This is a genomic window from Martelella mediterranea DSM 17316, from assembly GCF_002043005.1.
In the GTDB taxonomy this organism is placed as follows: domain Bacteria; phylum Pseudomonadota; class Alphaproteobacteria; order Rhizobiales; family Rhizobiaceae; genus Martelella; species Martelella mediterranea.
Window position 1 is genome coordinate 933,912 of the sequence record NZ_CP020330.1, and the last position, 26,051, is coordinate 959,962.

General features: G+C 62.6%; 26 protein-coding genes, 1 tRNA gene and 1 pseudogene. 14 read left to right on the top strand and 14 right to left on the bottom strand.

Annotated features, from left to right (window positions below; translation table 11 throughout):
• The 7 genes from Mame_RS04260 (at window position 1) to Mame_RS04290 (ending at window position 8,388) form a co-directional block, all read left to right on the top strand.
• Window positions 1-1,518, top strand: a complete 1,518-nt coding sequence (locus tag Mame_RS04260; RefSeq protein ID WP_018065272.1) for an aldehyde dehydrogenase family protein — start codon at window positions 1-3, stop codon at window positions 1,516-1,518.
• A 99-nt stretch (window positions 1,519-1,617) separates the two neighbouring features.
• Window positions 1,618-2,874, top strand: coding sequence for an ABC transporter substrate-binding protein (locus tag Mame_RS04265; protein ID WP_018065271.1), 1,257 nt, complete (start codon window positions 1,618-1,620; stop codon window positions 2,872-2,874).
• A gap of 382 nt (window positions 2,875-3,256) precedes the next feature.
• On the top strand, window positions 3,257-4,159 hold the full coding sequence (locus tag Mame_RS04270; RefSeq protein ID WP_026173555.1) for a carbohydrate ABC transporter permease: 903 nt from the start codon (window positions 3,257-3,259) through the stop codon (window positions 4,157-4,159).
• Entirely contained in the window at window positions 4,156-5,037 is an 882-nt protein-coding gene (locus Mame_RS04275) for a carbohydrate ABC transporter permease (protein WP_018065269.1), read from the top strand. Before Mame_RS04270 ends, Mame_RS04275 begins: the two co-directional genes overlap by 4 nt.
• A gap of 5 nt (window positions 5,038-5,042) precedes the next feature.
• A complete protein-coding gene (locus Mame_RS04280; protein ID WP_018065268.1) occupies window positions 5,043-6,152 on the top strand; it encodes an ABC transporter ATP-binding protein in 1,110 nt (369 codons plus the stop codon).
• Window positions 6,153-6,154: 2 nt separating this feature from the next.
• Window positions 6,155-7,639, top strand: a complete 1,485-nt coding sequence (locus tag Mame_RS04285; RefSeq protein ID WP_018065267.1) for a GMC oxidoreductase — start codon at window positions 6,155-6,157, stop codon at window positions 7,637-7,639.
• Entirely contained in the window at window positions 7,636-8,388 is a 753-nt protein-coding gene (locus Mame_RS04290) for a 3-ketoacyl-ACP reductase (RefSeq protein ID WP_018065266.1), read from the top strand. Before Mame_RS04285 ends, Mame_RS04290 begins: the two co-directional genes overlap by 4 nt.
• A 77-nt stretch (window positions 8,389-8,465) precedes the next feature.
• Here the strand turns inward: Mame_RS04290 and Mame_RS04295 are convergent.
• Together Mame_RS04295 and Mame_RS04300 are read right to left on the bottom strand one after the other, a co-directional pair.
• A tRNA-Leu gene (locus Mame_RS04295) sits at window positions 8,466-8,552 on the bottom strand.
• A 102-nt stretch (window positions 8,553-8,654) separates the two neighbouring features.
• Window positions 8,655-8,957 (bottom strand): Rdx family protein, encoded by a 303-nt coding sequence (locus tag Mame_RS04300; protein ID WP_018065265.1) that lies wholly within the window; start codon window positions 8,955-8,957, stop codon window positions 8,655-8,657.
• 262 nt (window positions 8,958-9,219) lie between these two features.
• On the opposite strand from Mame_RS04300, the gene omp10 reads away from it, so the two are divergent.
• From omp10 to Mame_RS04325, 5 genes and pseudogenes are all read left to right on the top strand, one after another.
• Complete coding sequence (omp10, locus tag Mame_RS04305) at window positions 9,220-9,756, top strand: outer membrane lipoprotein Omp10 (protein ID WP_018065264.1); 537 nt, start codon at window positions 9,220-9,222, stop codon at window positions 9,754-9,756.
• 174 nt (window positions 9,757-9,930) lie between these two features.
• Window positions 9,931-11,541 (top strand): annotated as a pseudogene (locus tag Mame_RS04310) (bifunctional metallophosphatase/5'-nucleotidase); the annotation flags it as partial.
• Between the two features lie 377 nt (window positions 11,542-11,918).
• Window positions 11,919-12,956 (top strand): ferrochelatase, encoded by a 1,038-nt coding sequence (gene hemH / locus Mame_RS04315; RefSeq protein ID WP_018065262.1) that lies wholly within the window; start codon window positions 11,919-11,921, stop codon window positions 12,954-12,956.
• A gap of 37 nt (window positions 12,957-12,993) precedes the next feature.
• Window positions 12,994-14,001, top strand: coding sequence for an SPFH domain-containing protein (locus Mame_RS04320; protein ID WP_018065261.1), 1,008 nt, complete (start codon window positions 12,994-12,996; stop codon window positions 13,999-14,001).
• 5 nt (window positions 14,002-14,006) lie between these two features.
• On the top strand, window positions 14,007-14,468 hold the full coding sequence (locus Mame_RS04325; RefSeq protein ID WP_018065260.1) for an NfeD family protein: 462 nt from the start codon (window positions 14,007-14,009) through the stop codon (window positions 14,466-14,468).
• Between the two features lie 131 nt (window positions 14,469-14,599).
• Here Mame_RS04325 and Mame_RS27230 read toward each other — a convergent pair whose 3' ends face one another.
• The 4 genes from Mame_RS27230 to Mame_RS04340 form a co-directional block, all read right to left on the bottom strand.
• Window positions 14,600-14,803: a hypothetical protein gene (locus tag Mame_RS27230; protein WP_033410695.1), complete on the bottom strand. Its 204-nt coding sequence runs from the start codon at window positions 14,801-14,803 to the stop codon at window positions 14,600-14,602.
• A gap of 15 nt (window positions 14,804-14,818) precedes the next feature.
• Window positions 14,819-15,535 carry an IS110 family transposase gene (locus Mame_RS04330; RefSeq protein ID WP_236953506.1) on the bottom strand — a complete coding sequence of 239 codons (717 nt, stop codon included), beginning with the start codon at window positions 15,533-15,535 and terminating at the stop codon, window positions 14,819-14,821.
• Window positions 15,536-15,916: 381 nt separating this feature from the next.
• On the bottom strand, window positions 15,917-16,363 hold the full coding sequence (locus tag Mame_RS04335; protein WP_018067448.1) for a Crp/Fnr family transcriptional regulator: 447 nt from the start codon (window positions 16,361-16,363) through the stop codon (window positions 15,917-15,919).
• A 33-nt stretch (window positions 16,364-16,396) separates the two neighbouring features.
• Window positions 16,397-17,080, bottom strand: coding sequence for a response regulator transcription factor (locus Mame_RS04340; RefSeq protein WP_018067449.1), 684 nt, complete (start codon window positions 17,078-17,080; stop codon window positions 16,397-16,399).
• Between the two features lie 76 nt (window positions 17,081-17,156).
• On the opposite strand from Mame_RS04340, the gene Mame_RS04345 reads away from it, so the two are divergent.
• A complete protein-coding gene (locus Mame_RS04345; protein ID WP_018067450.1) occupies window positions 17,157-17,738 on the top strand; it encodes a L,D-transpeptidase family protein in 582 nt (193 codons plus the stop codon).
• A 6-nt stretch (window positions 17,739-17,744) separates the two neighbouring features.
• Here the strand turns inward: Mame_RS04345 and Mame_RS04350 are convergent, their stop codons facing one another.
• Entirely contained in the window at window positions 17,745-18,752 is a 1,008-nt protein-coding gene (locus Mame_RS04350; protein ID WP_018067451.1) for a 2-hydroxyacid dehydrogenase, read from the bottom strand.
• 190 nt (window positions 18,753-18,942) lie between these two features.
• Between Mame_RS04350 and Mame_RS04355 the strand changes: the two genes are divergently transcribed.
• Complete coding sequence (locus Mame_RS04355) at window positions 18,943-19,476, top strand: SH3 domain-containing protein (RefSeq protein ID WP_018067452.1); 534 nt, start codon at window positions 18,943-18,945, stop codon at window positions 19,474-19,476.
• 25 nt (window positions 19,477-19,501) lie between these two features.
• On the opposite strand, the gene ubiG is transcribed toward Mame_RS04355, so the two are convergent.
• The 7 genes from ubiG to infC all read right to left on the bottom strand — a co-directional run bounded on the left by ubiG (window position 19,502) and on the right by infC (window position 25,908).
• A complete protein-coding gene (ubiG, locus tag Mame_RS04360) occupies window positions 19,502-20,254 on the bottom strand; it encodes a bifunctional 2-polyprenyl-6-hydroxyphenol methylase/3-demethylubiquinol 3-O-methyltransferase UbiG (RefSeq protein ID WP_018067453.1) in 753 nt (250 codons plus the stop codon).
• Window positions 20,255-20,368: 114 nt separating this feature from the next.
• Window positions 20,369-22,810 (bottom strand): phenylalanine--tRNA ligase subunit beta, encoded by a 2,442-nt coding sequence (gene pheT / locus Mame_RS04365; RefSeq protein ID WP_018067454.1) that lies wholly within the window; start codon window positions 22,808-22,810, stop codon window positions 20,369-20,371.
• Between the two features lie 72 nt (window positions 22,811-22,882).
• On the bottom strand, window positions 22,883-23,305 hold the full coding sequence (locus Mame_RS04370) for an ASCH domain-containing protein (protein WP_018067455.1): 423 nt from the start codon (window positions 23,303-23,305) through the stop codon (window positions 22,883-22,885).
• Window positions 23,302-24,384 carry a phenylalanine--tRNA ligase subunit alpha gene (pheS, locus tag Mame_RS04375; protein WP_026173940.1) on the bottom strand — a complete coding sequence of 361 codons (1,083 nt, stop codon included), beginning with the start codon at window positions 24,382-24,384 and terminating at the stop codon, window positions 23,302-23,304. Before pheS ends, Mame_RS04370 begins: the two co-directional genes overlap by 4 nt.
• Before the next feature lie 128 nt (window positions 24,385-24,512).
• Complete coding sequence (rplT, locus tag Mame_RS04380; RefSeq protein ID WP_018067457.1) at window positions 24,513-24,917, bottom strand: 50S ribosomal protein L20; 405 nt, start codon at window positions 24,915-24,917, stop codon at window positions 24,513-24,515.
• A 44-nt stretch (window positions 24,918-24,961) separates the two neighbouring features.
• On the bottom strand, window positions 24,962-25,162 hold the full coding sequence (gene rpmI / locus Mame_RS04385; protein ID WP_018067458.1) for a 50S ribosomal protein L35: 201 nt from the start codon (window positions 25,160-25,162) through the stop codon (window positions 24,962-24,964).
• 209 nt (window positions 25,163-25,371) lie between these two features.
• Window positions 25,372-25,908 carry a translation initiation factor IF-3 gene (gene infC / locus Mame_RS04390; RefSeq protein WP_079920986.1) on the bottom strand — a complete coding sequence of 179 codons (537 nt, stop codon included), beginning with the start codon at window positions 25,906-25,908 and terminating at the stop codon, window positions 25,372-25,374.
• Window positions 25,909-26,051 lie beyond the last annotated feature (143 nt).

The window sequence follows — 26,051 nt, forward strand, 5'->3', positions numbered from 1 at the left end:
ATGACCGATCTCACCATCATTCCCGCCGGCAAAAGCCTCCAGGAGCCCGTCTTTGAGGCCAGACACCTGATCAACGGCACGTGGCAGACCTCCGCCGATGGCGCAAGTTTCGAGCGTCAGTCGCCGGCCCATCTCGTAACCGTCACCCATGCCGCAAAGGGCGGCGTTGCCGAGACCGAGGCCGCGATCGCCAGCGCCCGAACCGCCTTCGACGACGGCCGCTGGTCGCGCCTTTCCGGCAAGTCCCGGGCCACTGTGCTGCTCAAGGTCGCCGATCTGATCGAGCGCGATCTGGAGCGGATCGCGATGCGCGACACGCTTGAAAGCGGCAAGCCGATTGCCCAGGCGCGTGACGAGATCGCGGGCGCCGCCGATCTCTGGCGCCACGCCGCAGCGCTTGCCCGCACGCTCACCGGCGACAGCCACAACACGCTCGGCGACGACATGCTGGGCGTGGTGCTGAAGGAGCCGGTCGGCGTGGCCGCGCTGATCACGCCGTGGAACTTCCCGTTCCTGATCGTGTCGCAGAAGCTGCCCTATGCGCTGGCCGCCGGCTGCACCGCCGTGATCAAGCCCTCCGAGATGACGCCGTCCTCGACCGTCATCCTCGGCGAATTGCTGATCGAGGCCGGCATACCCGACGGCGTCGTCAACATCGTGCTCGGCTATGGCGATCCGGTCGGCACGACCATGTGCGAAAGCGAGCACGTGGACATGGTCTCGTTCACAGGCTCCACCGGCGTCGGCAAGGCGATCGTGCGCGCCAGCGCTGGCACGCTGAAAAAGGTCTCGCTCGAACTCGGTGGCAAGAACCCGCAGGTCGTATTCCCCGATTGCGATCTCGACGATGCCGCCGACGCGATCGTGTTCGGCGTCTATTTCAACGCCGGCGAATGCTGCAATTCAGGCTCGCGCATCATCGTCCACGAGGATGTCGCCGAGGCGCTGACCGAGAAGGTCGTCGCGCTTTCGCGGAAGGTCGCCTTCGGCGATCCGCTCGACCCTAAGACTAAAGTAGGGGCTATCATTTCCGAGGCGCATTTTGCAAAGATCGATAGCTATGTTGAGGCCGCGCGCGAGGCCGGAGCGGAGATCCCGCTCGGCGGCGGAGCGCTTGAAATCCCGGGGTTGTCAGGCCGTTTCTATGGGCCTACAGTTGTAACAAATATCAGTTCAGGCATGGCAATCGCACGGGAGGAGGTCTTCGGACCGGTGCTGTCGGTCCTGACCTTTAAATCGATTGAGGAGGCAATCGAACTGGCCAATGACGCGAGCTACGGGCTGTCGGCCGGCGTCTGGAGCAGGGATGTTTCGACCTGCCTCGCCTTTGCCCGCCGCGTTCAGGCCGGCACCGTGTGGACCAATACCTGGATGGATGGATATTCCGAGTTGCCGTTCGGCGGCGTCAAGCAATCGGGCCTCGGCCGCGAGCTGGGTCGCTACGGGCTTGAGGAATACCTGGAGGTGAAAACCGTGACGATGCGCATCGGGCGCACGCGCGCGCCCTGGGTGGAATGAACTGTTCCCTTCCAAGGGGAACATGAGGAGGAAATGCCTGCCGGGCCCCGTGGAGCAATGCTCCCCCGGCGGGATTGTAAACGCAGACAGGAGGACACTATGCGTTTGAATTTTGCGAAAAGTGCAGCCGTTATCGCGATCGTCGCGGCCTCGGCTTCGGCGACTTCCGTGAAGGCAGAGGACGTGGAAGTTCTGCACTGGTGGACGTCCGGCGGTGAAGCCTCGGCGCTCAACGTGCTGAAGGAAAACCTGCAGGATCAGGGCATCGGCTGGCAGGATATGCCGGTTGCAGGCGGCGGCGGCGAACAGGCCATGACCGTGCTGCGCGCCCGGGTGACCGCCGGCAACCCGCCAGCGGCCGTGCAGATGCTTGGCTTCGACATCACCGATTGGGCACAGGAAGGCGCACTTGCCAACCTGAATGACATCGCGGCGGAGGAAAACTGGGACGAGGTGGTTCCGCAAGCGCTGCAGAAGTTCTCGAAATATGATGGCAACTGGGTCGCGGCACCCGTGAACGTCCACTCCACCAACTGGGTATGGGCCAACAAGAAGATTCTTGACGAACTCGGCATCGAACAGCCCCAGAACTGGGATGAGCTGGTTGCAGCCCTCGACAAGGTCAAGGCCTCCGGCAAGGTGGCGATCGCCCATGGCGGCCAGCCCTGGCAGGATGCCACCATCTTCGACGCCGTGGTGATGGCGACCGGCGGGCCAGAATTTTACCAGGCCTCGATGATCGATCTCGATCCGGAAGCCCTCGGCTCCGACACGATGAAGGAAGTCTTCGACCGCATGACCGTTCTGCGCGGCTATGTCGACGACAACTTCTCCGGCCGCGACTGGAACCTGGCCTCGGCCATGGTCATCAACGACGAAGCCGCCTTCCAGTTCATGGGCGACTGGGCCAAGGGCGAGTTTCTCAAGGCCGGCCTGACGCCGGGCGAGGATTTCCTGTGCTTCCGCTTCCCCGGCACGCAGGATCAGGTCACCTTCAACTCCGACCAGTTCGCCTTCTTCAACCAGGGCGACGAGCCGACGGCACAGCAGGTGGCGCTCGCCAAGGCGATCATGTCGCCGGAATTCCAGTCGGCCTTCAACGTCGTCAAGGGTTCGGTTCCGGCCCGCACGGATGTATCCGACGCCGATTTCGACGCCTGCGGCAAGCAGGGCATGAAGGATCTGGCGGCGGCTTCGTCGTCGGGCAACCTGTTCGGCTCCATGGCCCACGGCCACGCCAACCCGGCCTCGGTCAAGAACGCGATGTACGACGTGATCACCGCCCAGTTCAACGGCGAGTATGATTCCGAAACGGCAACGGACGAGCTGGTGACGGCGGTTCAGATCGCTCAGTAACGAAGAATGCCGAGGGTGCCTGAAGCGCCCTCGGCATTCTGCTGCATCGGCTGGTCCGCCCGGGTGCGCTTCCTCATTCGCAATAGTGTAAAAGCCTGAGCCTTGCCGCTTGCGCCAACTATTCTCTCCCGCCTCCGGGAGAGATGCCCCGAAAGGGGCAGTGAGGGTGAAGCAGCATTTCAAAACGTGAGGGCGTTCAAGGGGATACTCTCCCCCTCACTGTCGCTTTCGCGACATCTCTCCCCTCCGGGGCGAGAAGGTTTGGGGGCTTTGCGGCAACGAGACGGCAAAGCTTTTGAAGGAAGAGGCGCGCCAGCGCTTGCAAGGCAAACAACAAAACATCGGCGAACCCCGAGCGGTTTCGCCAATCCGGAGGGTTTGAATGGCTTCGTCCGCACAGAGAAGCGGGAGAGCGGGGGATTTTCTACGCGATGCCCTGCCGAAGATCGTGCTCAGTCCGTCGCTGGCGATGGTGCTGATCTTCGTCTACGGCTTCATCGCCTTCACCGTCTATCTCTCCTTTACCGACAGCCGCATCCTGCCGAGCTTCGATCTCGTCGGCTGGAAGAACTACATCAACCTGTTCCGGCTCCGCGCCTGGACGATCGCGATAAAGAATGTCGCGATCTTCGGCTCGCTCTATATCGTGTTCTGCTGCGCGATCGGGCTGATGCTGGCGATCTTCCTCGACCAGAAAATCCGGGCCGAGGGCTTCATCCGCTCGATCTACCTCTATCCGATGGCGCTGTCCTTCATCGTTACCGGCACGGCCTGGAAATGGTTTCTCGATCCAGGCATCGGCCTTGAGGCGGTGATGCATTCCTGGGGCTGGACCAGCTTCCAGTTCAACTGGATCAAGTCCAATCAGATGGCGATCTACACGATCGTGATCGCCGCCGTATGGCAGACCTCCGGCTTCGTCATGGCAATGTTTCTGGCGGGCCTGCGCGGCATTGACGGCGAGGTGCTGAAGGCCGCCCAGATCGACGGCGCGTCCAACTTCTCGCTCTACCGCCGCATCGTCATTCCGCAGCTTCGCCCCGCCTTCATGTCGGCCATCGTGGTGCTCGCCCATATGGCGATCAAATCCTACGACCTCGTGATCGCGCTGACCGGCGGCGGGCCGGGGAGGGCGACCGAACTGCCGGCGACCTTCATGTATTCCTACACCTTCACCCGCAACCAGATGGGCATCGGCGCCGCGTCCGCCGTGATCATGCTGATGTCGGTCGCGGCGATCATGGTGCCCTATCTCTGGTCGGAACTGAGGGAGAAGAAGCAATGAGCAGCAATGCTTCCACTCAAGTTGTCTCGACGGGCCGCACCGCACGGTTCTTCATATACACCGTGCTCCTGATCTTCTGCCTCTATTACCTGCTGCCGCTCTATGTGATGGTGGTCAACTCGCTCAAGCCGCTCCGCGAAATCCAGGCCGGCGGGATGATGAACCTGCCCGAGGCGCTGACCTTCGAGCCGTGGAAAAGCGCATGGTCGACGGCGCAGATCGGCGTGCAGGCCACGGGTCTCAAGCCCTATTTCTGGAACTCGATCCAGATGGTGGTGCCGGCCGTGGCGATCTCCACCGTGCTCGGCGCGCTCAACGGTTATGTGCTGACCAAATGGCAGTTCCGCGGCCACAACATCATCTTCGGCCTGCTGCTGTTTGCCTGCTTCATTCCGTTCCAGATCGTGCTGATCCCGATGGCGCGCATTCTCGGCATTATCGGGCTCGCGGGCTCGGTGCCGGGGCTGATCTTCGTGCATCTGGTCTACGGCATCGGCTTCTCGACGCTTTATTTCCGCAATTACTACGCCCAGTTCCCGAGCGAGCTGGTGCGCGCGGCGATGATCGACGGCGCGGGCTTCTTCACCATCTTCCGGCGCATCCTGCTGCCGTCCTCCGGGCCGATCGCGGTGGTCTGCATCATCTGGCAGTTCACAAATATCTGGAACGACTTCCTGTTCGGCGCCTCGTTCTCCGATTTCAACAGCCAGCCGATGACGGTGGCGCTCAACAATCTCGTCCAATCGTCGACCGGGGTGAAGGAATACAATGTCCATTTCGCCGGCGCGATCATGGCGGCGATGCCGACATTGCTCGTCTACATCGTCGCCGGACGCTATTTCGTACGCGGCCTGATGGCCGGCAGCGTTAAGGGTTAAGGCCAATGGGTTTTCTGAAAATTGACAAGGTCACCAAGAGCTTCGGTTCCCTGACCGTCCTGCACCAGACCGATATCGAGGTCGAGGAGGGCGAATTCCTCGTGCTCGTCGGCCCGTCGGGCTGCGGCAAGTCCACGCTATTGAACATGATCGCCGGCCTCGAGCCGGTCTCCTCCGGCGATATCGTGATCAACGGCCGCTCGATGAACGGCGTGCGCCCGGCCGACCGCAACATCGCCATGGTGTTCCAGTCCTACGCGCTCTATCCGAACATGAATGTCGGCGAGAACATTTCCTTCGGGCTCGAAATGCACGGCGTGCCGAAGGAAGAACGTGAAAAGGCGATCGACAGCGTCGCCGATCTCCTGCAGATCAAGCACCTTCTGAAGCGCAAGCCCGGCCAGCTTTCCGGCGGCCAGCGCCAGCGCGTGGCCATGGGCCGGGCGCTGGTGCGCGATCCGGACGTGTTCCTGTTCGACGAGCCGCTGTCGAACCTCGACGCCAAGCTGCGCGTCGACATGCGCACCGAGATCAAGAAGCTTCACCAGAAGCTCGGCACCACCATCGTCTACGTCACCCACGACCAGATCGAGGCGTTGACGCTGTCGACCCGGATCGCGGTGATGTTCGGCGGCCATGTCCAGCAGCTCGGCACGCCGAAGGAAATCTACGACAATCCGGCCAACATGTTCGTGGCGGGCTTCATGGGCTCGCCGTCGATGAACCTGTTTCCGGCGAAGGTTGCGGTCAAGGACGGCAAGGCGATCGCGAAGTTCCCGCTTGCCGATGGCAGCGATGCCGAATTGCCCTTCCCCGAGGGGGCGATGACCGATCATGACGGCCGCGACATCATCCTTGGCATCCGGCCGGAGGCGATCACCGACAAGCTCGGCGCTGACCGTTCGTCGAATGCCGTGCACACTATAAAGGCCAGGGTCGAGGTGACGGAGCCGGCCGGATCGGACACCTATGTCGTCGCCGAAATGGGCGGCAAGGAAGTCACCGCCCGGTTCCGCGCCGATGTCGAGGTCAAGCCGGGCGATACCTTCTCCTTCGCCGTCAACATGGACAAGGCGGTCGCCTTCGATCCGGAAACCGAACAGCGGCTAAAATAGCAATGCGTCGCACGCCTGATGTGGTCATTATCGGCTCCGGCATGGGCGGGGCGACGCTTGCCGCAAGCCTCGCGCCCACCGGGGCAGACATCCTGATCCTGGAACGCGGGCATCAGATTCCGGACGACGCGCCGGCCCGCGATCCCGACCGGATCTACAGAAACAGCGCCTTCCGCTCGGACGAGACCTGGCTGGACGAGACCGGCAAGCCGTTCTCGCCCGGCAATTATTACAATGTCGGCGGCAATACCAAGCTTTATGGCGCGGTGCTCTACCGCTATCGCCGGCAGGATTTCCAGGCGATGGAACATCTCGGCGGCATCTCTCCCGCATGGCCGTTTCCCTATGAGACGCTCGCGCCCTATTACGATGCCGCCGAGGCGCTCTATCAGGTGCGCGGCGATTTCACCGAGGACCCGACCGAGCCGCCCCATGCCGGGCCATACCCTTATCCCGCCGTACCGGACGAGCCGGCGCTCGCGGCCGTTCGCCGCCGGCTGGAGAAGGCGGGGCTGCACCCGGCGGCGCTGCCGCTCGGCGTCGATCTCGACCGCTGGCTTTCCCATGGCAATGACGGCTGGGACGGCTATCCCGATACCCGCTCCGGCAAGATGGACGCGGAGACTTGTGGCCTTGCAGCCGCATTGTCTCATAACAATGCGCGCATGGAGACCGGTGCCCGCGTGACCCATATGACGGCCGCCCCCGATCGCGGCCGGATCGCAAGCGTCACCTATGAACAGGCCGGCGAGACGGTCACGGTGACGCCGAAGATCGTGGCGCTGGCAGCCGGCGCGGTGCAGACCGCCGCGCTTCTTCTGAAATCCGGCCTTGCCAATTCCTCCGGCGCGGTCGGCCGCCACTTCATGAACCACAATGCCACGGCGATGATTGCTTACGACCCGCGTTTTCATAATGACGCGGTCTACCAGAAGACCTTCGCGATCAATGACTGGTATCTCGCCGACGGCGATAACGGCCCGCCGCTCGGCAATGTGCAATTGCTCGGCCGCGTGGTGCCGAAGATCCTGAAGGCGACCACGCCTTCCATGCCGATGGCGCTCGCAACCCATCTTTCGCGCCATTCGGTTGATTTCTACGCAATCTCCGAGGACCTGCCGGACCCGGAAAGCCGGGTGGTGCTGAACGGCAACGACATCCAGCTCCTGTGGCGGCGCTCCAATATGGAGGCGCACAACCGGCTGGTGAAGCGGATGAAGCAGGCGCTGCGGCGCGCCGGCTTTCCCGTCGTGCTCTCGCGCCTGTTCGATGGCCGCGTGCCCTCGCACCAGTGCGGCACGGCGCGGCTCGGCGATGATCCGGCGACCGCCGTGCTCGATCCCGATTGCCGCAGTTTCGACCATGACAACCTCTATGTCACCGATGCATCGGCGCTGCCGACCTCTGCCGCCGTCAACCCGTCGCTGACGGTTGCGGCGCTGGCGCTGAAGGCAGGCGACGCCATCAAACGGGAGCTTGCGTCATGAAAACCGCGCTGATCACCGGCGGCCAGCAGGGCATCGGCCTCGGCATCGCCAGGGCCTTGGCCGACGCGGGCTATGCCGTCGCGATCGCAGCCGAGGCCGATCCCGACAACCCGGTCGTCCAGGATGCGCTCGCGTTCCTTGGCCCCAAGGCCCGCTACTATCGCCACGACGTGCGCGACATCGCCGCGATCCCGACCCTTCTGGACCGGCTGGAGGACGATCTCGGTCCGCTCACCACCTTCGTCTCCAATGCCGGCGTCGGCGCGCCGATCCGCGGCGACATGCTGGACCTGTCGCCGGAAAACTTCGATTTCGTAATGGCGGTGAACCTGAAGGGCGCCTTCTTCCTCGCCCAGGAAGCGGCAAAGCGGATGCTCGGCCATGATGAGGGCTACCGCTCGATCATCTTCATCACCTCGGTCAGTGCCGAGATGGTCTCGATCGAGCGCGCCGAATACTGCATTTCCAAGGCAGCCGCCGCAATGGCAGCAAAACTGTTCGCGGCCCGGCTGGCCTCAGAGAATATCGGCGTGTTCGACATCCGCCCCGGCATCATCGAAACCGGCATGACGGCGGGCGTGAAGGACAAATACACCGCCCGCATCGAAGCCGGCCTCGTCCCTGCCGCCCGCTGGGGCACGCCCGACGACATCGCCAGCGCCGTGCTGCCGCTCGCCGAGGGCCGCCTCGCCTTCGCCACCGGTTCGGTGATCGCGGCCGATGGCGGGCTCTCGATTTCAAGACTGTGAGGCAAAACAAAAAAGCCCGGCGAACCGGGCTTTTTGCGGCGTTTCTGAACATCCACGGACGTTCCGAAACATGAAATTGGTGCCCAGAAGAGGACTCGAACCTCCACACCCTTGCGAGTACCAGCACCTGAAGCTGGCGCGTCTACCAATTCCGCCATCTGGGCAATGACGGCTCGTTTAAGAGGCGTGGCGGCATTAGTCAACGGGTATTTGACGTTTTCGCGACAAAAACTTCCGCGCCCCGGAAAGCGGATCGAGCATTGCCTTCAGTCTTGCGTTCCGGCGTCCCCAACCTTATCGACGTGACCGAGATCGCGCTCCGGATCGACGATATCACGGACCCGCTGCTTGAGCTCCTTCGGCCCGGGAAAGCCGCCGTCGCGCTTGCGCTCCCAGATCAGTTCATCATCGACCCAGATCTCGAAAATGCCGCCGGTGCGCGGCTCGAGCGTGACCGAACCGATTTCGAGCGAGAAGGTCGAGAGCAGTTCCTGCGCCATCCATGCCGAACGCATCAGCCAGTTGCACATGCTGCAATAGACAATTCTGATCTTCGGCTTTTCCGCCATGCGCCGCCTCCTTTTCGCGTTTGCCTCTCAATAGAACAGTTTCGGGTCCGGTGGATACCGGTTCATCGTCCGCGACAGCGGAAAACACAAGGACGTTTCGGCGCCTGCCGGGGTTGGTTTTGCGGCCATGACGCGAAAGTGGGCAGTGAGCCTTCCATGCAACGGTGCGGCGGGGATGGAACCAAGTCAGCCCTCTTGCAGTTGATTTTTGAAGCCAGATAAGCCTTTCTTGTACCCGAACCGATTGCGAAAGAGCGCGCCCGTGAAAACGATCCCGATCCTGACCCTCGTCTGCTGCACAGTGCTTGCCGCGTCCTGCACCACCACGCCCCAGTCCGGACGTCTGCCTTCGACGCCGTCCGCGCCGCAGGCTCCCGTTTCCGCCGTCGATGGCGAATGGCGCGACAAGGACGGGATCATATCGCGCTTTGCCGGCGGCCGGTTCGAGACGCTTTCGGCCGACAGCAACACCACGCTTGCCATCGGCACCTACACCGAGACCGGCAATCTGATCGAAATCGAGCTGACCTCGGTGCTGCGCCGGACCCAGTCCAGGGTCAACTGCGCGCTTGTTGCTCCCTATCTGATGAACTGCACGCCGAGCCAGGGCGCGAAATTCTCGCTCTACAAGCCGAGCATGGCCCCCGTCGGCTTCACCCTGCCCGACCTCTCCCAGCAGGTGGCGAGCGCTCAATCCTCCCAGACGATGCCGGCCAACACGATGACGCCGCCGGCATCGATGCCGGCCGCCACGCCATCGGTGAATTTCTCCGGCGCAGGAACCGGCGGCAGTTTCTGACAACGCGGTTTGGCGGCTCGCCTTTTCCCGGCCCGCGCGGCCGGGAGGCCTGCTTTTATGGCTTGTCCTGAAATCGGCACTTGACGCGACCGTTTAAAACGTCGTCACATTCCCATGTGAAGTTAAGTGCCGGGCGGCAAGTGCCGCGTTTTTATTCTGCACCAGGAGTTTGCCATGCATTCCCTTTCGAAAGCCGCCCTGTTCGCGGCAACCGCGCTGACCCTTTCAGCCGGCAGCGCCCTTGCCGATTTCGACCTCGAAATCCTGCACAACAATGATTTCCATTCTCGTTTCGAGTCGATCAACGGCTATGATTCCGCCTGCTCGGCCGAAGATGAGACCGACGGCAAGTGCTTCGGCGGCGCGGCGCGGCTTCTGACCGCGATCAACGAAACCCGCGATGCGCTTGAAGCCGAAGGCAAGAACGTGATTCTGCTCAACGCCGGTGACAATTTCCAGGGCTCGCTGTTCTACACCTTCTACAAGGGCGAGATGGAAGCCGAGTTCATGAATATGCTCGGCTATGACGCGATGACCGTCGGCAACCATGAATTCGACGACAGCGAGGACGGACTGAAGACCTTTCTCGATATCGTCGAGTTTCCGGTCGTCACCGCCAATGTGAAGACCAACGCCGATTCCTCCGTCAACGACATGATCGAACCCTCGATCGTGCTCGATATCGGCGGCGAGAAGGTCGGCATCATCGGCGCGGTCACCAACGACACGCCGGAAATCGCCAATCCCGGCAAGAACATCGACATCACCGTCGATGTCGATGCCATCAAGGAACAGGTAGCGGTGTTGACGGATCAGGGCGTCAACAAGATCATCGCGCTGACCCATGTCGGCTATCCCCGCGACCTCGCCGCGATCGCGGTGATACCGGGAATCGACGTGGTCGTCGGCGGCCATTCGCACACGCTTCTGTCGAATACCGACGAGAAGGCCGAAGGCCCCTATCCGACCATGGTCGACAATCCGGATGGCTACAAGGTGCCGGTGGTGCAGGCCAACCAGTATGGCAAATATCTCGGCGATCTCGAGGTCGTGTTCAACGATGACGGCGTCGTGACCTCGGCCAAGGGCGATCCGATCCTGCTCGACGCCAGCGTGACGCCGGACGCGGAGGTTCTTGCCTGGATTTCCGAAAAGGCGGTCCCGCTCGAGGAACTGAAGAACGAGGAAGTCGGCGAAGCCGGCGGCGAGATCGTCGGCGACCGAAATGTCTGCCGCGCCGAGGAGTGCTCGATGGGCAACCTCGTGGCCGATGCCATGCTCGCGCGCGTCGCCGACCAGGGTATCACGCTCGCGATCCAGAACGGCGGCGGCGTGCGCGCCTCGATCGACGCGGGAACGGTGACCATGGGCGAGGTGCTGACCGTGCTGCCGTTCCAGAACACGATCGCGACCTTCCAGCTCAAGGGCGCCGATGTGATCGCAGCGCTTGAAAACGGCCTGTCGCAGATCGAGGAAGGGGCCGGCCGCTACCCGCAAGTCTCCGGCATGAAATACACCTATGACTCCAGCAAGGAACCGGGCAGCCGCGTGGTCTCGGTCGAAGTCGCCGACGGCAATGGCGGCTTTGCGCCGATCGACGAGGCCGCCACCTACGGCATTGTCACCAACAATTATGTGCGCGGCGGCGGCGACGGCTATGCCGTGTTCGCCGAAAAGGGCATGAACGCCTATGACTTCGGCCCTAACCTGGAAGACGCCGTTGCCGAATATATCGGCATGAACAGCCCTTACGAGCCTTACACCGACGGCCGCATTACCGACGTGGCGAAGTAATAAAAGCGTCTCGGGAGCCGCTTGGGCTTCAGCAGCATTTTGCGGCTCCCGCCCTCTCTCGAGTCACCCTCGGGCTTGACCCGAGGGTCCAGGCAACGTTCTCCGTGGGGCCTGGATGCTCGTGTCAAGCACGAGCATGACCCCTGAAAGGCTGGCTGTCCGGGACGTGGCGCTGTGCGTCGTTCACGCTTATGAACTTTTGTAGAGCCCCTTCTGCGTCTGAAGCTCAATCACTCTTCGCATGCGCTGGCTGCCATGCTGGCGCAGCCAGCACCGCCCCGATCCAACTGCGACACCGTATAATCTGGCGAAGCCCCGTTTGCGTTGTTATATGACAACCGACAACGACAACAATGGAAAGACTGCCGATGTCAGAAATGCATGCCGCTTGGCCGGACAAACACCCCAGCGTCGCCTTCGGCAAGGTCGGCGTCCTGCTCGTCAATCTCGGCACGCCCGACGGCACCGACAAGGCTTCGATGCGGCGCTATCTTGAGGAGTTCCTGAAGGACAAGCGCGTGATCGAATGGCCGCGGGCGCTGTGGTATCCGATCCTCTACGGCATCGTTTTGAACCGCCGCCCGGCCAAGGTCGGCGAAGCCTACAAGCTGATCTGGAACAACGAGCTGGATGAGAGCTATCTGCGCACCTATACCCGCAGCCAGGCCGAAAAGCTCGCCGCGCAATACGCGGACACGCCGAACCTCGTGATCGACTGGGCGATGCGCTACGGCCAGCCGTCGATCCCCGCGCGCATCGAGGCGCTGAAGGCGGCCGGCTGCGAGCGTATCCTGATCTACCCGCTCTATCCGCAATATGCCGCCTCGACCACGGCGACGGTCAACGACAAGGCGTTCGAGGCGCTGCTCGAGATGCGCTGGCAACCGGCGCTGCGCACCGTGCCGCCCTATCACGACGACCCGGTCTATATCGACGCGCTGGCGAACTCGGTCGAGAACCACCTCGCGACGCTCGACTGGGAGCCGGAGCTGATCATCACCTCGTTTCACGGCATTCCGCAGTCCTATTTCAAGAAGGGCGATCCCTATCACTGCCAGTGCCAGAAGACCGCGCGTCTGCTGCGCGAGCGGCTGGGGCTTTCCAAGGACAGGCTGATGATCACCTTCCAGTCGCGCTTCGGGCCGGAGGAATGGCTGCAGCCCTATACTGACAAGACCGTCGAGGCGCTGCCGAAAAAGGGCATCAAGCGGATCGCCGTGATGAATCCCGGCTTTGTCTCCGACTGTCTGGAGACGCTGGAGGAAATCGGCGAGCAGGCCCGCGAAAGCTTCATGGAGCATGGCGGCGAGAAATTCACCCATATTCCCTGTCTTAACGACAGCGACGAGGGCATGCGGGTGATCGACCACGTGGTTGCGCGCGAGCTGTCGGGCTGGGTAAAGTAAATAACAGCCGGCGAAACCGGCCGAAGGAGGAAACGACATGGAAGCACTGACAGGATTTTCCATCACGATCATCATTCTGGCGGTGCTGATCCTTCTGACGCTGTTCGCCGGGATCAAGACCGTGCCGCAGGGCTACGGCTACACTGTCGAGCGCTTCGGCCGCTACACCCGCACGCTGACGCCGGGCCTCAACCTGATCGTCCCGTTCATCGACCGGATCGGCAAGCGCATCAACATCATGGAACAGGTGCTGGATGTGCCCGAGCAGGAGGTCATCACCCGCGACAATGCCAGCGTCGAGGCCGATGCCGTCTGCTTCTACCAGATCCTCAATCCGGCCTCCGCCGCCTATCAGGTCGCCCATCTGGAGATGGCGGTCCTCAATCTGACCATGACCAATATCCGCTCGGTCATGGGCTCGATGGATCTCGACGAACTGCTGTCCAACCGCGATTCCATCAATGAGCGCCTGCTCCGCGTCGTCGATCTGGCGGTCGAGCCGTGGGGCGTGAAGGTCACGCGCATTGAGATCAAGGATATCCGCCCGCCGGCCGATCTGGTCGAGGCGATGGGCCGGCAGATGAAGGCCGAACGCGAAAAGCGCGCGCAGATCCTCGACGCCGAGGGACACCGCGCCGCCCAGATTCTCCGCGCGGAGGGCTCCAAGCAATCCGCCATTCTGGAAGCCGAGGGCGAACGCGAGGCCGCCTACCGCGAGGCCGAGGCCCGAGAGCGTCTGGCCGAGGCGGAGGCCAACGCCACCCGCTCGGTCTCCACCGCGATCGCCGAGGGCGACGTCACCGCGATCAACTACTTCGTGGCGCAGAAATATACCGAAGCGATGGCAGCCATCGGCACGTCGACGAATTCCAAGATCGTGCTGATGCCGATGGAGGCTTCCTCCCTCATCGGCTCGCTGGGCGGCATCGGCCAGATCGCCAAGGAAGTCTTCGGCGGCGATGACGGCGGCAAGGCGGCAGCAACGCCGCCGGCCCCCCGCTCGACCCCATCGGTGCGTCCGCCGCGCTCCAGCAAGGAAAGCTGACGGCGATGGAGCTGCTCGTCTTCTTCGCCGAGTCCGGTCCCTGGGGCTGGTTCATCGTCGGCCTCTTGCTGCTGGTGGCCGAACTGATCGTGCCGGGCGTGTTCCTGATCTGGGTTGGCATCGCGGCCCTGATCCTCGGCCTGTTGTCGCTGCCCTTCCAGGGCTTCGGCTTCTGGGTGTGGCAGTTGCAGCTTGTGCTGTTTGCCGTGCTCGCCTTCGTCAGCATCCTCGTCGGGCGGCGGGTGCTGTCGCGCCGGGACACGACCTCCGACCAGCCATTGTTGAACCAGCGCGCGGCGAGCCTCATCGGCCGCACCGCGATCGTCAGCGAGGCGATCACCAACGGCCGCGGCCGCATCAAGCTGGACGACACGACATGGACGGCGGAGGGGCCGGACGCGGCCCAGGGCGCCACGGTGCGCATCACCGGCAATGACGGCGGCAAGCTGGTCGTGGAACCGGTGTAGGCCTCAGAACGAAACGCTGGAGCGCTCCACAGAAAGTGGATACCGGTTTTCCGTCCAGACGCGCGTAAAAACAAAAAGATAGAGCACCAAGCTCGGCCATCATGTGTCGTCGGCCCTTCGTTCTTGTGTCATCAACTCTGTTGGATGACTTTCTCTGTGAACCTTGCATTGAGGGTCACGACGATTTTTCGCATGACTGCTGCGATCGCGACGATTGGCTTTTTGCCGGCTTCGACAAGGCGCTTGTAGAAGGCGGCGAACTCGCCCCTTCCGCGGGCGGCCTGCATGGCCGGCATGAACAGGATGGTGCGCATGACGGGTCTGCCGCCGCGCATTCTCCGGTAACCGATCTAGTTGCCGCTCTCGTTTGGGTGCGGCGCCAGGCCGGCCAGCGCCGCCGCCTTCTTTCGATCCAGCGTCCCGAGTTCGGGCATTGTGGCGATCAGGGCGGCGGCGGTTGTCTCCGCGATGCCGGTCATCGCCATTGCGATGCTGGCCCTGGCTGCAAAGGCTTCGCTGCGCATGAGCATGCGGATTTCCTTGTCGAGCAGCGCGATCTGGCGATTGATGGCAGCGAGCATGGCCTTGAAGGTGACGGCAAGTTCACGTCCGCCCGGCGCCATGGCGCGGTTTTGCTCGGCGACCCTGATGGCGACCAGATCGGCGCGGCGGCGCACAAGGGCCTTGAGCCTTGCCTCTTCAGGGTTTTCAGCCTGCCACAGGGACAGGCTTGCCCAGCGTTCCATGCCATAGGCGACCATTTCCCGGGCATCGATCGCATCGCTCTTGCCGACCCGTCCACGCGAACGAATGAAGGCCTTGAGCCTGCGCGTATCGGCCCGGTGAACGGCAAGGCCGCGCCGCAGGCACTCTTCGATCAGGACGGTTTCATACCCGCCGGTGGGTTCGCAGATGACCAGATCTGCCTCGCAGTTTCGCAGGAAGCGACGAATATCCCTGCTGCGATTGGCGATGACGGTGGCCGGACCGCCGCAGGAAACGGCGATCGTGTCCTTTGCAACGTCGCAACCAAGACAGATGTGCGGAGGGTGATGCAAAACGACCATGGCGATGCTATCCTTTCAAGGCATGCTTGGGATTGTTTGCGGGCGTGGCAATCAGCGGCCCAATCAACTCTTCAAGCGGTTGCTCGGTGCAACAGTGACCTTGATGACAGCGGGTATTCCACCCAATGCTCGGACGGTCGGCTGTTGCAGCAGCTGCGGGCAAGCCAACGGCCCGCAGCTGCATCACAACAATAGCGCAGATCCGACAAACAATGCTCGGACTTGATCCGAGCATCCAGGCGGTTAAGTCGCTGAATTTGCAAAGATCTATAACGAAGCCTTTGCCGGGCGGCCTGGATCCTCGGGTCAAGCCCGAGGATGACCCGGAATAAGGGAGACGTTTGTCATCAAACTGAGCATTTCCGGTTTTCACCGGAAACTCTAAAAGTCCGAAAGCCGAGTCTTCACCGCGCCGAGCGCGCTGACCATGTCGGCGAAGCTCTGGCGCAGGCGGTTTTCCATTTCGCGACCGATATCGGGATATTCCTCGATCAGGCGCAGGAACTGTTCGCGCCGGATCAACAGGAGTTCCGAAGGCGCACTGGCGCGGGCGGCAAAACGGTGGGGTACTGGGCTGATGAGTGCTGCCTCGGTCAGCAGGCTGCCGGGCCCTGCAATGCCTGCGGAACGCCCGCCGGCCTCAAGATCGAGATGGCCGCTTTCGAGCATATAGGCGCCTGCGCTGTCCTGATCCTCATCAAACAGCCTGTCGCCTGCATCAAGTGAAAGCCGTGCGATGGTGAAAGCGATGAGGCGAAGCTGCTCGGCCGAAAGGCCGGAAAAAAGTTCCGCGCGGCGCAGCGTCGCGATGTCGTCAGACAGTGCCATCTCGTCCCCCTTCCCCGAACCGGCAAAGCCGCGTCAGGGCACCAGCTTGTAGCCGCCGTTTTCGGTCACCAGGATACGCGCGTTCGACGGATCTTCCTCGATCTTCTGGCGCAGGCGGTAGACATGGGTTTCGAGCGTGTGCGTCGTCACCCCGGAATTATAGCCCCAGACCTCTTCCAGCAGCATGTCGCGGGTTACCACCTTCTGGCCGGCGCGGTAAAGATAGCGGATGATCGAGGCCTCCTTTTCGGTGAGCCTGATCTTTTGGCCGTCTGCGGTGTGAAACAGCTTCTGGCCCGGCTTGAACACATAGGGCCCGACATTGAAGGTCGCGTCCTCGCTCTGCTCGTGCTGGCGAAGCTGGGCGCGGATGCGCGCCAGAAGCACGGCGAAGCGGAATGGCTTGGTGACATAGTCGTTGGCGCCCGCCTCGAGCCCCAAGATAGTGTCGCTGTCGGTGTCGTGGCCGGTCAGCATGATGATTGGCGCCTTGTAGCCGTTCTTGCGCGCGATCTTCACCGCCTCGCGGCCATCCATATCCGGCAGGCCGACATCCATGATCAGGAGATCGATCTGTTCCTCGCGCAGCATCTTCAGCGATTTGGCCGCGCAATCGGCGGAGCGGAGAATGAATTCGTCGTAGAGCCCGAGCTGTTCCACCAGCGTCTCGTGCAAATCCGCATCGTCATCGACGAGAAGTATCGTCCGCTCTGTCATTCGCACCTGCCCTCTGCCTCGCATCCCCGAAGACCATTGCGATACGCCATGGCCGGGCGTATTGCTATGAAACTATATGATTTCACGCACAAAGCAAAAAAAAGTGAAGAAAACCAGCCGTTCCGCGACGAAAACACGGGGCGTGATCGCGGTGCGCCGCGCGCCGGGCCCCGCCCACCGCGCGATCCTCGCCTTCGGCCCGCTCCGCTTTCAGGCGGCGATCGGCCGGAACGGCATGACGGTCTTCAAGCGCGAGGGCGACGGCAGGACGCCGATCGCCGCGATGGCGCTGCTATACGGCTACCGCGATGCCCGGCATCGGCAGCGCTGGCCGCATTCAGGACTTGATATCAGGGCAACGAAAGCCGAGGACGGCTGGTGCGATGCGCCAACGTCGCCAAACTACAACCGCCCCGTCCGCCTGCCTTTCGCTGCGAGCCACGAACGCCTGCAACGCGACGACGGCATTTACGACCTCGTGATCGTGATGGACTGGAACATGCGCTCGCGCGCGCGCAATCGCGGCTCTGCCGTGTTCTTCCACCTTGCCCGCCCGGATTTCTCGCCAACCGCCGGCTGCGTGGCAATCGCACCGGCGGCAATGCGCGTTCTGCTGCCCCATCTGCGGGCAGGCATGCGGCTCAAGGTTGTCGGCTGAAGCGGCTCAGATCCGCCCCGGCAGCACACGGTTGGGCGGGCGGTGGCCGTCGAAGAAGGTGCGGATATTGATGATAACCTTGTCGCCCATGTCGATCCGGCTTTCGAGCGTGGCCGAGCCCATATGCGGCAGAAGCACGGCCTTGCCCGCCTTGGCCAACTCGAGAAGCCGCGGATTGATCGCGGGCTCGTTCTCGAACACATCGAGCCCGGCGCCGGCGATGCGGTCATCCTCCAGGCAGCGGATCATCGCCGCCTCGTCGATGACGTCGCCGCGCGCGGTGTTGACGATGTAGGCTTCCGGCCTCAAGAGCGCCAGCCGGCGGGCCGAGATCAGGTGATAGGTCGCCGGCGTCGACGGGCAGTTCACCGACACGATATCGACCCTTGCAAGCATCTGGTCGAGGCTGTCCCAATAGGTCGCCTCCAGCTCCGCCTCGGTTTCCGGATTGACGCGGTTGCGGTTGTGGTAGTTCACCGAAAGCCCGAAGGCCTTGGCGCGGCGCGCGACCGCCGTGCCGATCCGGCCCATGCCGACAATGCCGAGCCGCTTGCCCCAGATACGCCGTCCGAGCATCCATGTCGGGCTCCAGCCCTGCCAGCTATCCGGCGCGCTGCCGGCCAGAAGCCTGGCCCCCTCGGCAAGCCTGCGCGGCACCGCCAGCACCAGCGCCATGGTCATGTCGGCGGTGTCCTCGGTCAGCACGTTGGGCGTGTTGGTGACGGTGATGCCCTTGCGGGCGGCGGCATCGACATCGACATTGTCGATGCCGTTGGAAAAGCTCGCGATCAGCTTCAGCTTCGGACCGGCCTTCTCGATCAGTTGGGCGTCGATCGTATCGGTCAGCGTCGGCACCAGCACATCTGCGCGGGCCATGGCCTCGGCGAGCCTTTCGCGCGAAAAGGGCCGGTCGTCATGGTTCAGCTCGACGCTGAACAGCTCCCCCATCCGCGCCTCCACCGAAGCGGGCAGCTTGCGGGTGACGACGACGACGGGCTTTCTGGGGTTATTCATCGGTTAACAGCTCATTAATCATGTCGGGCGATAATGCACATAATGAGGGCGCTTTTCCACCTGAAGCGGTTCTTCCCGTGATGAAAACCGCTTCGGACACGTAAATCCCTCGCTGAAAGGGCAGGCGCGTGGCCGTAAACCCGCGCAAACAAACAACCAAGGCCGGGAAAACGGCATTCGAAGAGGTCATATGCGTCGTCTGGCAAGATTGCTGATCTGCACATTGCTTGTCTTCGCCATGCTGGAGCCGGCGATGGCGCAGACCGAGCGCAAGGGCGCTTCGGGCGGTCCGCTGCCGCGTTTTGCCATGATCAAGCCGGATCGCGCCCGCATGCGCGTCGGCCCCGGCTTCAACTACGCCACCAAATGGATCTACAAGCGTCCCGGCCTTCCCGTCGAAATCACCGAGGAATACAGCGTCTGGCGGCAGGTGCGCGATGCCGACGGCACCGAGGGCTGGATGCATGTCTCCGTGCTTTCCTCGCAGCGCAACGCCATGATCGCGCCCTGGCTGCGCAGCGCCAACGCGGACGACAAGAACTTTCTGGCGCTGAAGGCCGGTAAGGACGATTCGGCGCGCGATGTCGCAAGCGTGGAACCCGGCGTGATCGTGAATCTTGAAGAATGCGACGGCACCTGGTGCGAGCTCTCGGTCAAGGGCGTCAAGGGCTACATGCACCAGAAGGATATCTGGGGCGTCTATCCGAACGAAGTGTTCAACTGACGCGGCGCAAACCCGTCTGGCCCGGTCAGGCCTCCGGCTTTACCGCCAACACCATGTAGTTGACATCGGTATCCTTCGAGCGGTTCCAGCTATCGGTCAGCGGGCTGTAGAACACACCCTGACGCTCCACCGGCGTCATGCCGGACGCCTTCAGCGGGGTCTCGATTTCCTCCGGGCGCACCAGCTTTTCATACTGGTGGGTGCCCGGCGGCAGCCAGCGCAGCACCCGCTCGGCGGCGAAGATCGCCAGCGCGCCGGCCTTCAGCGTGCGGTTGATGGTGGCGACGAACATCATGCCGCCGGGTTTCACCAGCGAAGCGCAGGTCGTGAGGAAGAAATCGACATCGGCGACATGCTCGACCACTTCCATGTTGAGCACGATATCGAAGCTCTCGCCATCCTCGGCAAGCTGCTCCGCCGTGACGGCGCGGTAATCCACCGGCACGCCGCTTTCGGCGGCATGGGTCCTGGCGATGCCGATATTCTTTTCCGCAGGGTCAATGCCGACGACGCTAGCGCCCATGCGCGCCATCGGCTCCGACAGCAGCCCCCCGCCGCAGCCGACATCGAGCACGCGCAGCCCCTCAAGCGGGCGGGCCAACTTCTCGTCGCGGCCGAAATGGGCGCAGGCCTTCTCGCGTACATAGCTGATGCGCACGGGGTTGAACTTGTGCAGCGGCTTGAATTTTCCGCGCGGGTCCCACCACTCGGCGGACATCTTCGAGAACCACTCGACCTGTGCGTCATCGATCGTCGTCTTGCCGGCAGCCTCGGTCATCGGTCTCTCCAGGGTTGTTTCCCAAGGTTATAGGGGCGAGGGGGCGATGCGGCAAGGCGCTGGCGGAAGACAGATGCGCGCACCTGCCTCCCGCACGGGGCAGATTTCGCCCGCCTACGCCCGGATCACGCCGCCGGTCGATTTGCCGACATTGGCGACGATCTTTTTCGTCAGCGCCTCGAAATCCTCATCCGTCAGCGTGCGCTCGGCCGGCTGGATCGCGACCTCGATGGCCACCGACTTCTTGCCCTCGCCCAGCGACGCGCCCTCGAAGATGTCGAAGACGGTAACGCCGGTGATCAGCTTGCGGTCGGCGCCGGCCGCCGCGCGCTCGATGGCGCCCGCCTCCACCGTGCGGTCGACCACGAAGGCGAAGTCGCGGGTGACTGTCTGGAACGGCGACAGCGTCAGCGCCGGCTTGGTGCGGGTCGCCTTCTTCTTCGGCTCCGGCATGGCGTCGATGAAAATCTCGAAGCCGGCCAGCCTGCCGGAAACATCCAGCGCTTCCAGCGCCTTCGGATGGAATTCGCCGAAATGGCCGAGCACGATTTTCGGGCCCATCCTGATGGTGCCGGAACGGCCGGGATGGTACCAGTCCGGCCCGCCGGCGACGATCTGGACATTGCCCATCGGTACGCCGCAGGCCTCGATCACGGCCAGCGCATCGGCCTTGGCATCGAACACGCCGACCGCGCGACCGGCGCCCGTTTCGGCGTTCGACCACATCCGGCCGGAGCCGGAAAGCGTTGCCGTGCCGCGGCGGATGCCGCCGGCAACCCGGCGCTGGCCCTCCGGCCTGTCATTCTCATAGGTCGCGGCCACCTCGAACAGGGCGACATCGCCATGGCCGATCGCGGCATTGCGCCGGGCGGCCGTCAGCAGGCCCGGCAGCAGCGAGGGGCGCATGTCGGACATATCGGCGGCGATCGGGTTCGACAGCTTCAGCGAAGGCGCGCCGCCGCCGAAAAGCCTCGCCTGATCTTCCGGAATGAAGGACCAGGTGACCGCCTCCAGCATGCCGCGCGCGGCGAGCTCGCGCCGTGCGGCGCGCGAGCGGATCTGCAGCGTGGTCAGGATCTTCTCGTTGACAGCGCCAGCGGATGGCAACGGCTCCGGCCTGATCTTGTCGACGCCATGGATGCGCATGACCTCTTCCACCAGATCGGCCTTGCCCTCGATATCCGGCCGCCATGACGGCACCTTGACGAACACGCGCTCGCCCGCGCCATCGACGGTGAAACCAAGGCGAGTCAGGATATCGCTGCTCTCGCGCGGCGAGACATCGAGCCCGGTGAGGCGCTTGACCTCGGAGAACGGATAGTCGATCACCTTCGCCGTGTAGCCGTCATAGCCCTCGACCTTCTTCTCCGCGGCTGTGCCGCCGCACAGCTCCAGCACAAGTTCGGTGGTGCGCTCCAGCCCCGGCACCATATATTCCGGATCGACGCCGCGCTCGAAGCGGTAGCGGGCGTCGGTGATGATGCCGAGGTCGCGGCCCGTGCGGGCGATGTTCATCGGATCCCACAGCGCCGATTCGATCAGCACGTCAGTGGTGTTCTCGTCGCAGCCGGAATGCTCGCCGCCCATGATGCCGCCGATCGACTCGACGCCATTGTCATCGGCGATGACGACATTGTCATGATTCAATTCATATTCGCGCTCATCAAGCGCCAGCAGGGTTTCGTCTTCCTTCGCCCGACGCACCACGAGCCCGCCCTTGACCTTGGCGGCGTCGAAGACATGCATCGGCCGACCCTGATCGAAGGTCATGTAGTTGGTGATATCGACCAGCGCGTTGATCGGACGGAGGCCGATCGCGATCAGGCGCTGCTGCATCCATTTCGGGCTCGGCCCGTTCCTGACGCCGCGCACCAGACGCAGCGCGAAGCCGGGGCAGAGATGCCTGTCTTCCGCCGAAAAATCGAGCGTCAGGCCGACCGGGGTTTCACCCTCGGTCTTGAAAGAGGGCTCGGGCCGCGTCTTCAGCGTGCCGAGGCCGGAAGCGGCGAGATCGCGGGCGATGCCGAAAATGCTGGTGCAATCCGGGCGGTTCGGCGTCAGATTGATCTCGATGACCGGATCATCGAGCCCGGCATATTCGGCGAAGGAGGCGCCGATCGGCGCATCGTCGGGCAGGTCGATGATGCCGTCGTGATTGTCCGACATGTCGAGCTCTTTTTCCGAGCACATCATGCCCTGGCTCTCGACGCCGCGGATCTTGCCAACCGACAGCGTGACATCGATGCCCGGCACATAGGTCCCCGGCAACGCCAGCGCGCCGATGAGGCCGGTGCGCGCGTTCGGCGCGCCGCAGACGATCTGCAGCGGCTTGCCGCCATTGACCGCCGGCCCGCCATCAACCGTCAGCACCCGCAATCGGTCGGCATCGGGATGCTGCTTGGCCTCGATGACCTTGGCGATGGTGAACGGCCGGTAGGCCGCCTTATCATCGACCTCTTCAACCTCAAGCCCGATCGTCGTCAGCCGCTCGCAGATCTCCGCAAGCGAGGCCTCGGTCTCCAGATGGTCCTTCAACCAGGACAGTGTGAATTTCATGTCTCTCGTCTCGCCATTTCATTCGACTGCCAACCGGAGCGATAAGTCCATTGCCGTCGATTTCAGTTTCTATCAACCGTTTCTGTATTCACCCAACGTCTCCACCAGCCGGAACCGCTCGCAGATCAGCTCCATGTCCGGCTCGAAGCCGCCATTGCGGGCGAAATAGGCTTCGTGGCCTTCGCGCCAGTATTCGAGCGACAGGTCGCCCTCGCCTTCGTCGCGCGCGAACGCCTCGTCGACCTCGTCAAACCGGCGAACCGTCACCTCGGTCGTCTCGATCACGGCAGCGGGCTTGCCGGCGCCGTCGAGCACCACGTCGCGGCGTCCGACCTCGGGCATCGGCTCCTGTGCGTCCTTCACGTCCCTGAGCGCGGTGCAGGTCGCCGTTTTCTTGCCGGCAAGCACCAGCGCCAGAAGCTCGTCCTTCAGCGTCGGCGTATCGCCGAACGCGAACTGGACGGCATCCCTGTAGCGTTCCGGAAGCGCGGTCATGACGACAGGCCGCCGAACAGCGTCGGGATATCGAGCGGGCGGAAGCCGTAATGGCTCGTCCAGCGCTCGTCTGCGGCGAAGAAGTCGCGGAGATCCGGCATGCCGTATTTCAGCATGGCGATGCGGTCGAGACCCATGCCCCAGGCAAAGCCCTGGTAGACGTCCGGGTCGAGGCCGCAATGGCGCAGCACATTCGGGTGCACCATGCCGCAGCCGAGGATTTCCATCCAGTCGGTGCCGGTTCCGAACTTCACCTGGTCGCCGGAGCGGTCGCACTGGATATCGACCTCGAAGGAGGGTTCGGTGAACGGGAAGAAGGACGGGCGGAAGCGCATGGTCACGCTGTCGACCTCGAAGAACGCCTTGCAGAACTCTTCCAGCGTCCAGCGCAGATGGCCGACATGGGTGGTCTTGTCGATGACCAGCCCCTCGAGCTGATGGAACATCGGCGAATGGGTGGCGTCACTGTCCTGCCGATAGGTCTTGCCGGGAATGACGACGCGGATCGGCGGCTCCTGGCTCTCCATCGTGCGGATCTGCACCGGCGAGGTGTGGGTCCTGAGCACCTTGCGCTTGCCCTCCTCATCCGGATTGAAGAAGAAGGTGTCGTGCATCTCGCGGGCGGGATGGCCTTCCGGGAAATTCAGCGCGGTGAAATTGTAATAGTCGGTCTCGATCTCCGGCCCCTCGGCAATCGAAAAGCCCATATCGCCGAAAATGGCGGTGATTTCGTCGATCACCTGGCTGACGGGATGGATGCGGCCGGAAAGCGAGGGCGAGGGGCGCACCGGCAGGGTCACGTCCACCGTCTCGGCGGCAAGCCGGGCGGCGATCGCGGCATCCTTCAGTTCGGCCTTGCGGGCGGCAATCGCATCGGAGACCTCGGTCTTCAACTCGTTGATGGCAGCACCCCGGGTCTTACGCTCCTCCGGGTCCATCTTGCCGAGCGTCTTCAGAAGCTCGGACACGGAGCCCTTCTTGCCGATGGCGTTGACGCGCACCGCCTCGATCTGCGCCTCATCGGCGGCATCGGCGATCTCGCCCATCAGCTTCGTCTTCAGATCCTCAAGATCGGACATGTTCTCGTCTTCCTGCTGCCGCCTGGACCCATAGCGGTCCAGAATTGTGATCGTCTGAATGCGAAAAACCCGCACTGGTCCTGCCAGCGCGGGTTTCCCAAATGTCGTATAGGTCGGGAAGCGCTGGCTTAAGCTACAGCGCTTTCAAACTCGTTGGCGGTACCTTCCTTCTTGAGGTACTCCAGGCCCTTCTTCGCAGCCGCTACCAGGCTTGCAAATGCTTCGGGCTCGTGGATCGCCATGTCGGACAGAACCTTGCGGTCGACTTCGATACCGGCCTTGTTCAGACCGTCGATGAAGCGGCCATAGGTCAGGCCATGTTCACGCACGGCGGCGTTGATGCGCTGGACCCACAGAGCGCGGAAATTGCGCTTGTTTACCTTGCGGTCGCGGTAGGCGTACTGCATGGACTTGTCGACAGCGGCCTTGGCCGTGCGGATGGTGTTCTTGCGACGGCCATAGAAGCCCTTGGCTTTCTTGATGACCTTCTTGTGCTTGGCGTGGGCGGTAACGCCACGTTTTACGCGAGCCATATCATGATCTCCTTAAATCTATCTGTTGAGCGAGTTGACGGGCGTTACTTGCTGTAAGGCATGAACTGCTTGACGATCTTGGCGTCTGCATCCGCCAGAACCATCGTGCCGCGCGCATCACGGATAAACTTGTTGGAACGCTTGATCATTCCATGGCGCTTGCCGGCAGCTGCCGACTTCACCTTGCCGGTCGCGGTAACCTTGAACCGCTTCTTGACCGACGATTTCGTCTTCATCTTGGGCATTTTGCTACTCCGTTTTATTGATTGCGCCGGGAGACGAACCCCGGCTTCGCATTTGGAGCGGACACGGCATGCCCTGCCGGCCCGCTCGGACGGCGCGTGTATACGCGCTTTGCCCTTGTAGTGCAACCTCTCCGTCGCGACAAAAAGACAACGACCGTCGCGGGCGGTTTTCCCGGACGGTCTGTCATTTATCGTCGACAGCGAAAAGCTTATTTCGGCGCGAGCACCATCAGCATCTGACGGCCTTCGAGCTTCGGCTCGGCTTCCACCTTGGCGATTTCGGCGGTGTCCTGCTTGACCTGGGACAGAAGCTTCATGCCGAGTTCCTGGTGGGCCATTTCGCGGCCGCGGAAGCGAAGGGTAACCTTCACCTTGTCGCCTTCCTCGAAGAACTTGTTCATCGCCTTCATCTTCACCTGATAGTCATGGGTGTCGATGTTGGGACGCATCTTGATTTCTTTGACTTCGACGATCTTCTGCTTCTTGCGGGCCTCGGCGGCGCGCTTCTGGTTGGCATATTTCAGCTTGCCCAGATCGAGAATCTTGCAAACGGGCGGCGTGGAGTTGGGGGCGATCTCGACGAGATCAAGCCCGGCTTCCTCAGCCATTCTCAACGCATCTTCAGTCAGTACGACGCCCTGGTTCTCCCCGTCCTCGGTAATCAACTGGACTTCGCGAATGCGGATGTCACGGTTGGCGCGGGGACCTTCTTTGGTCGGGGGAGCGGCTCTATGGGGTCTGCGAATGGTCGTTGTCTCCTCAAATTGTTGAAATTCGGCTGCATCAGCGCCAATTGCACAAAAACTTGCACGTGATGGACACAAATGGTTGTTACAGCCGATGAGTCAATAACACAGCCGAAAAAGAAAATCACCTGCCGATCGCCAAA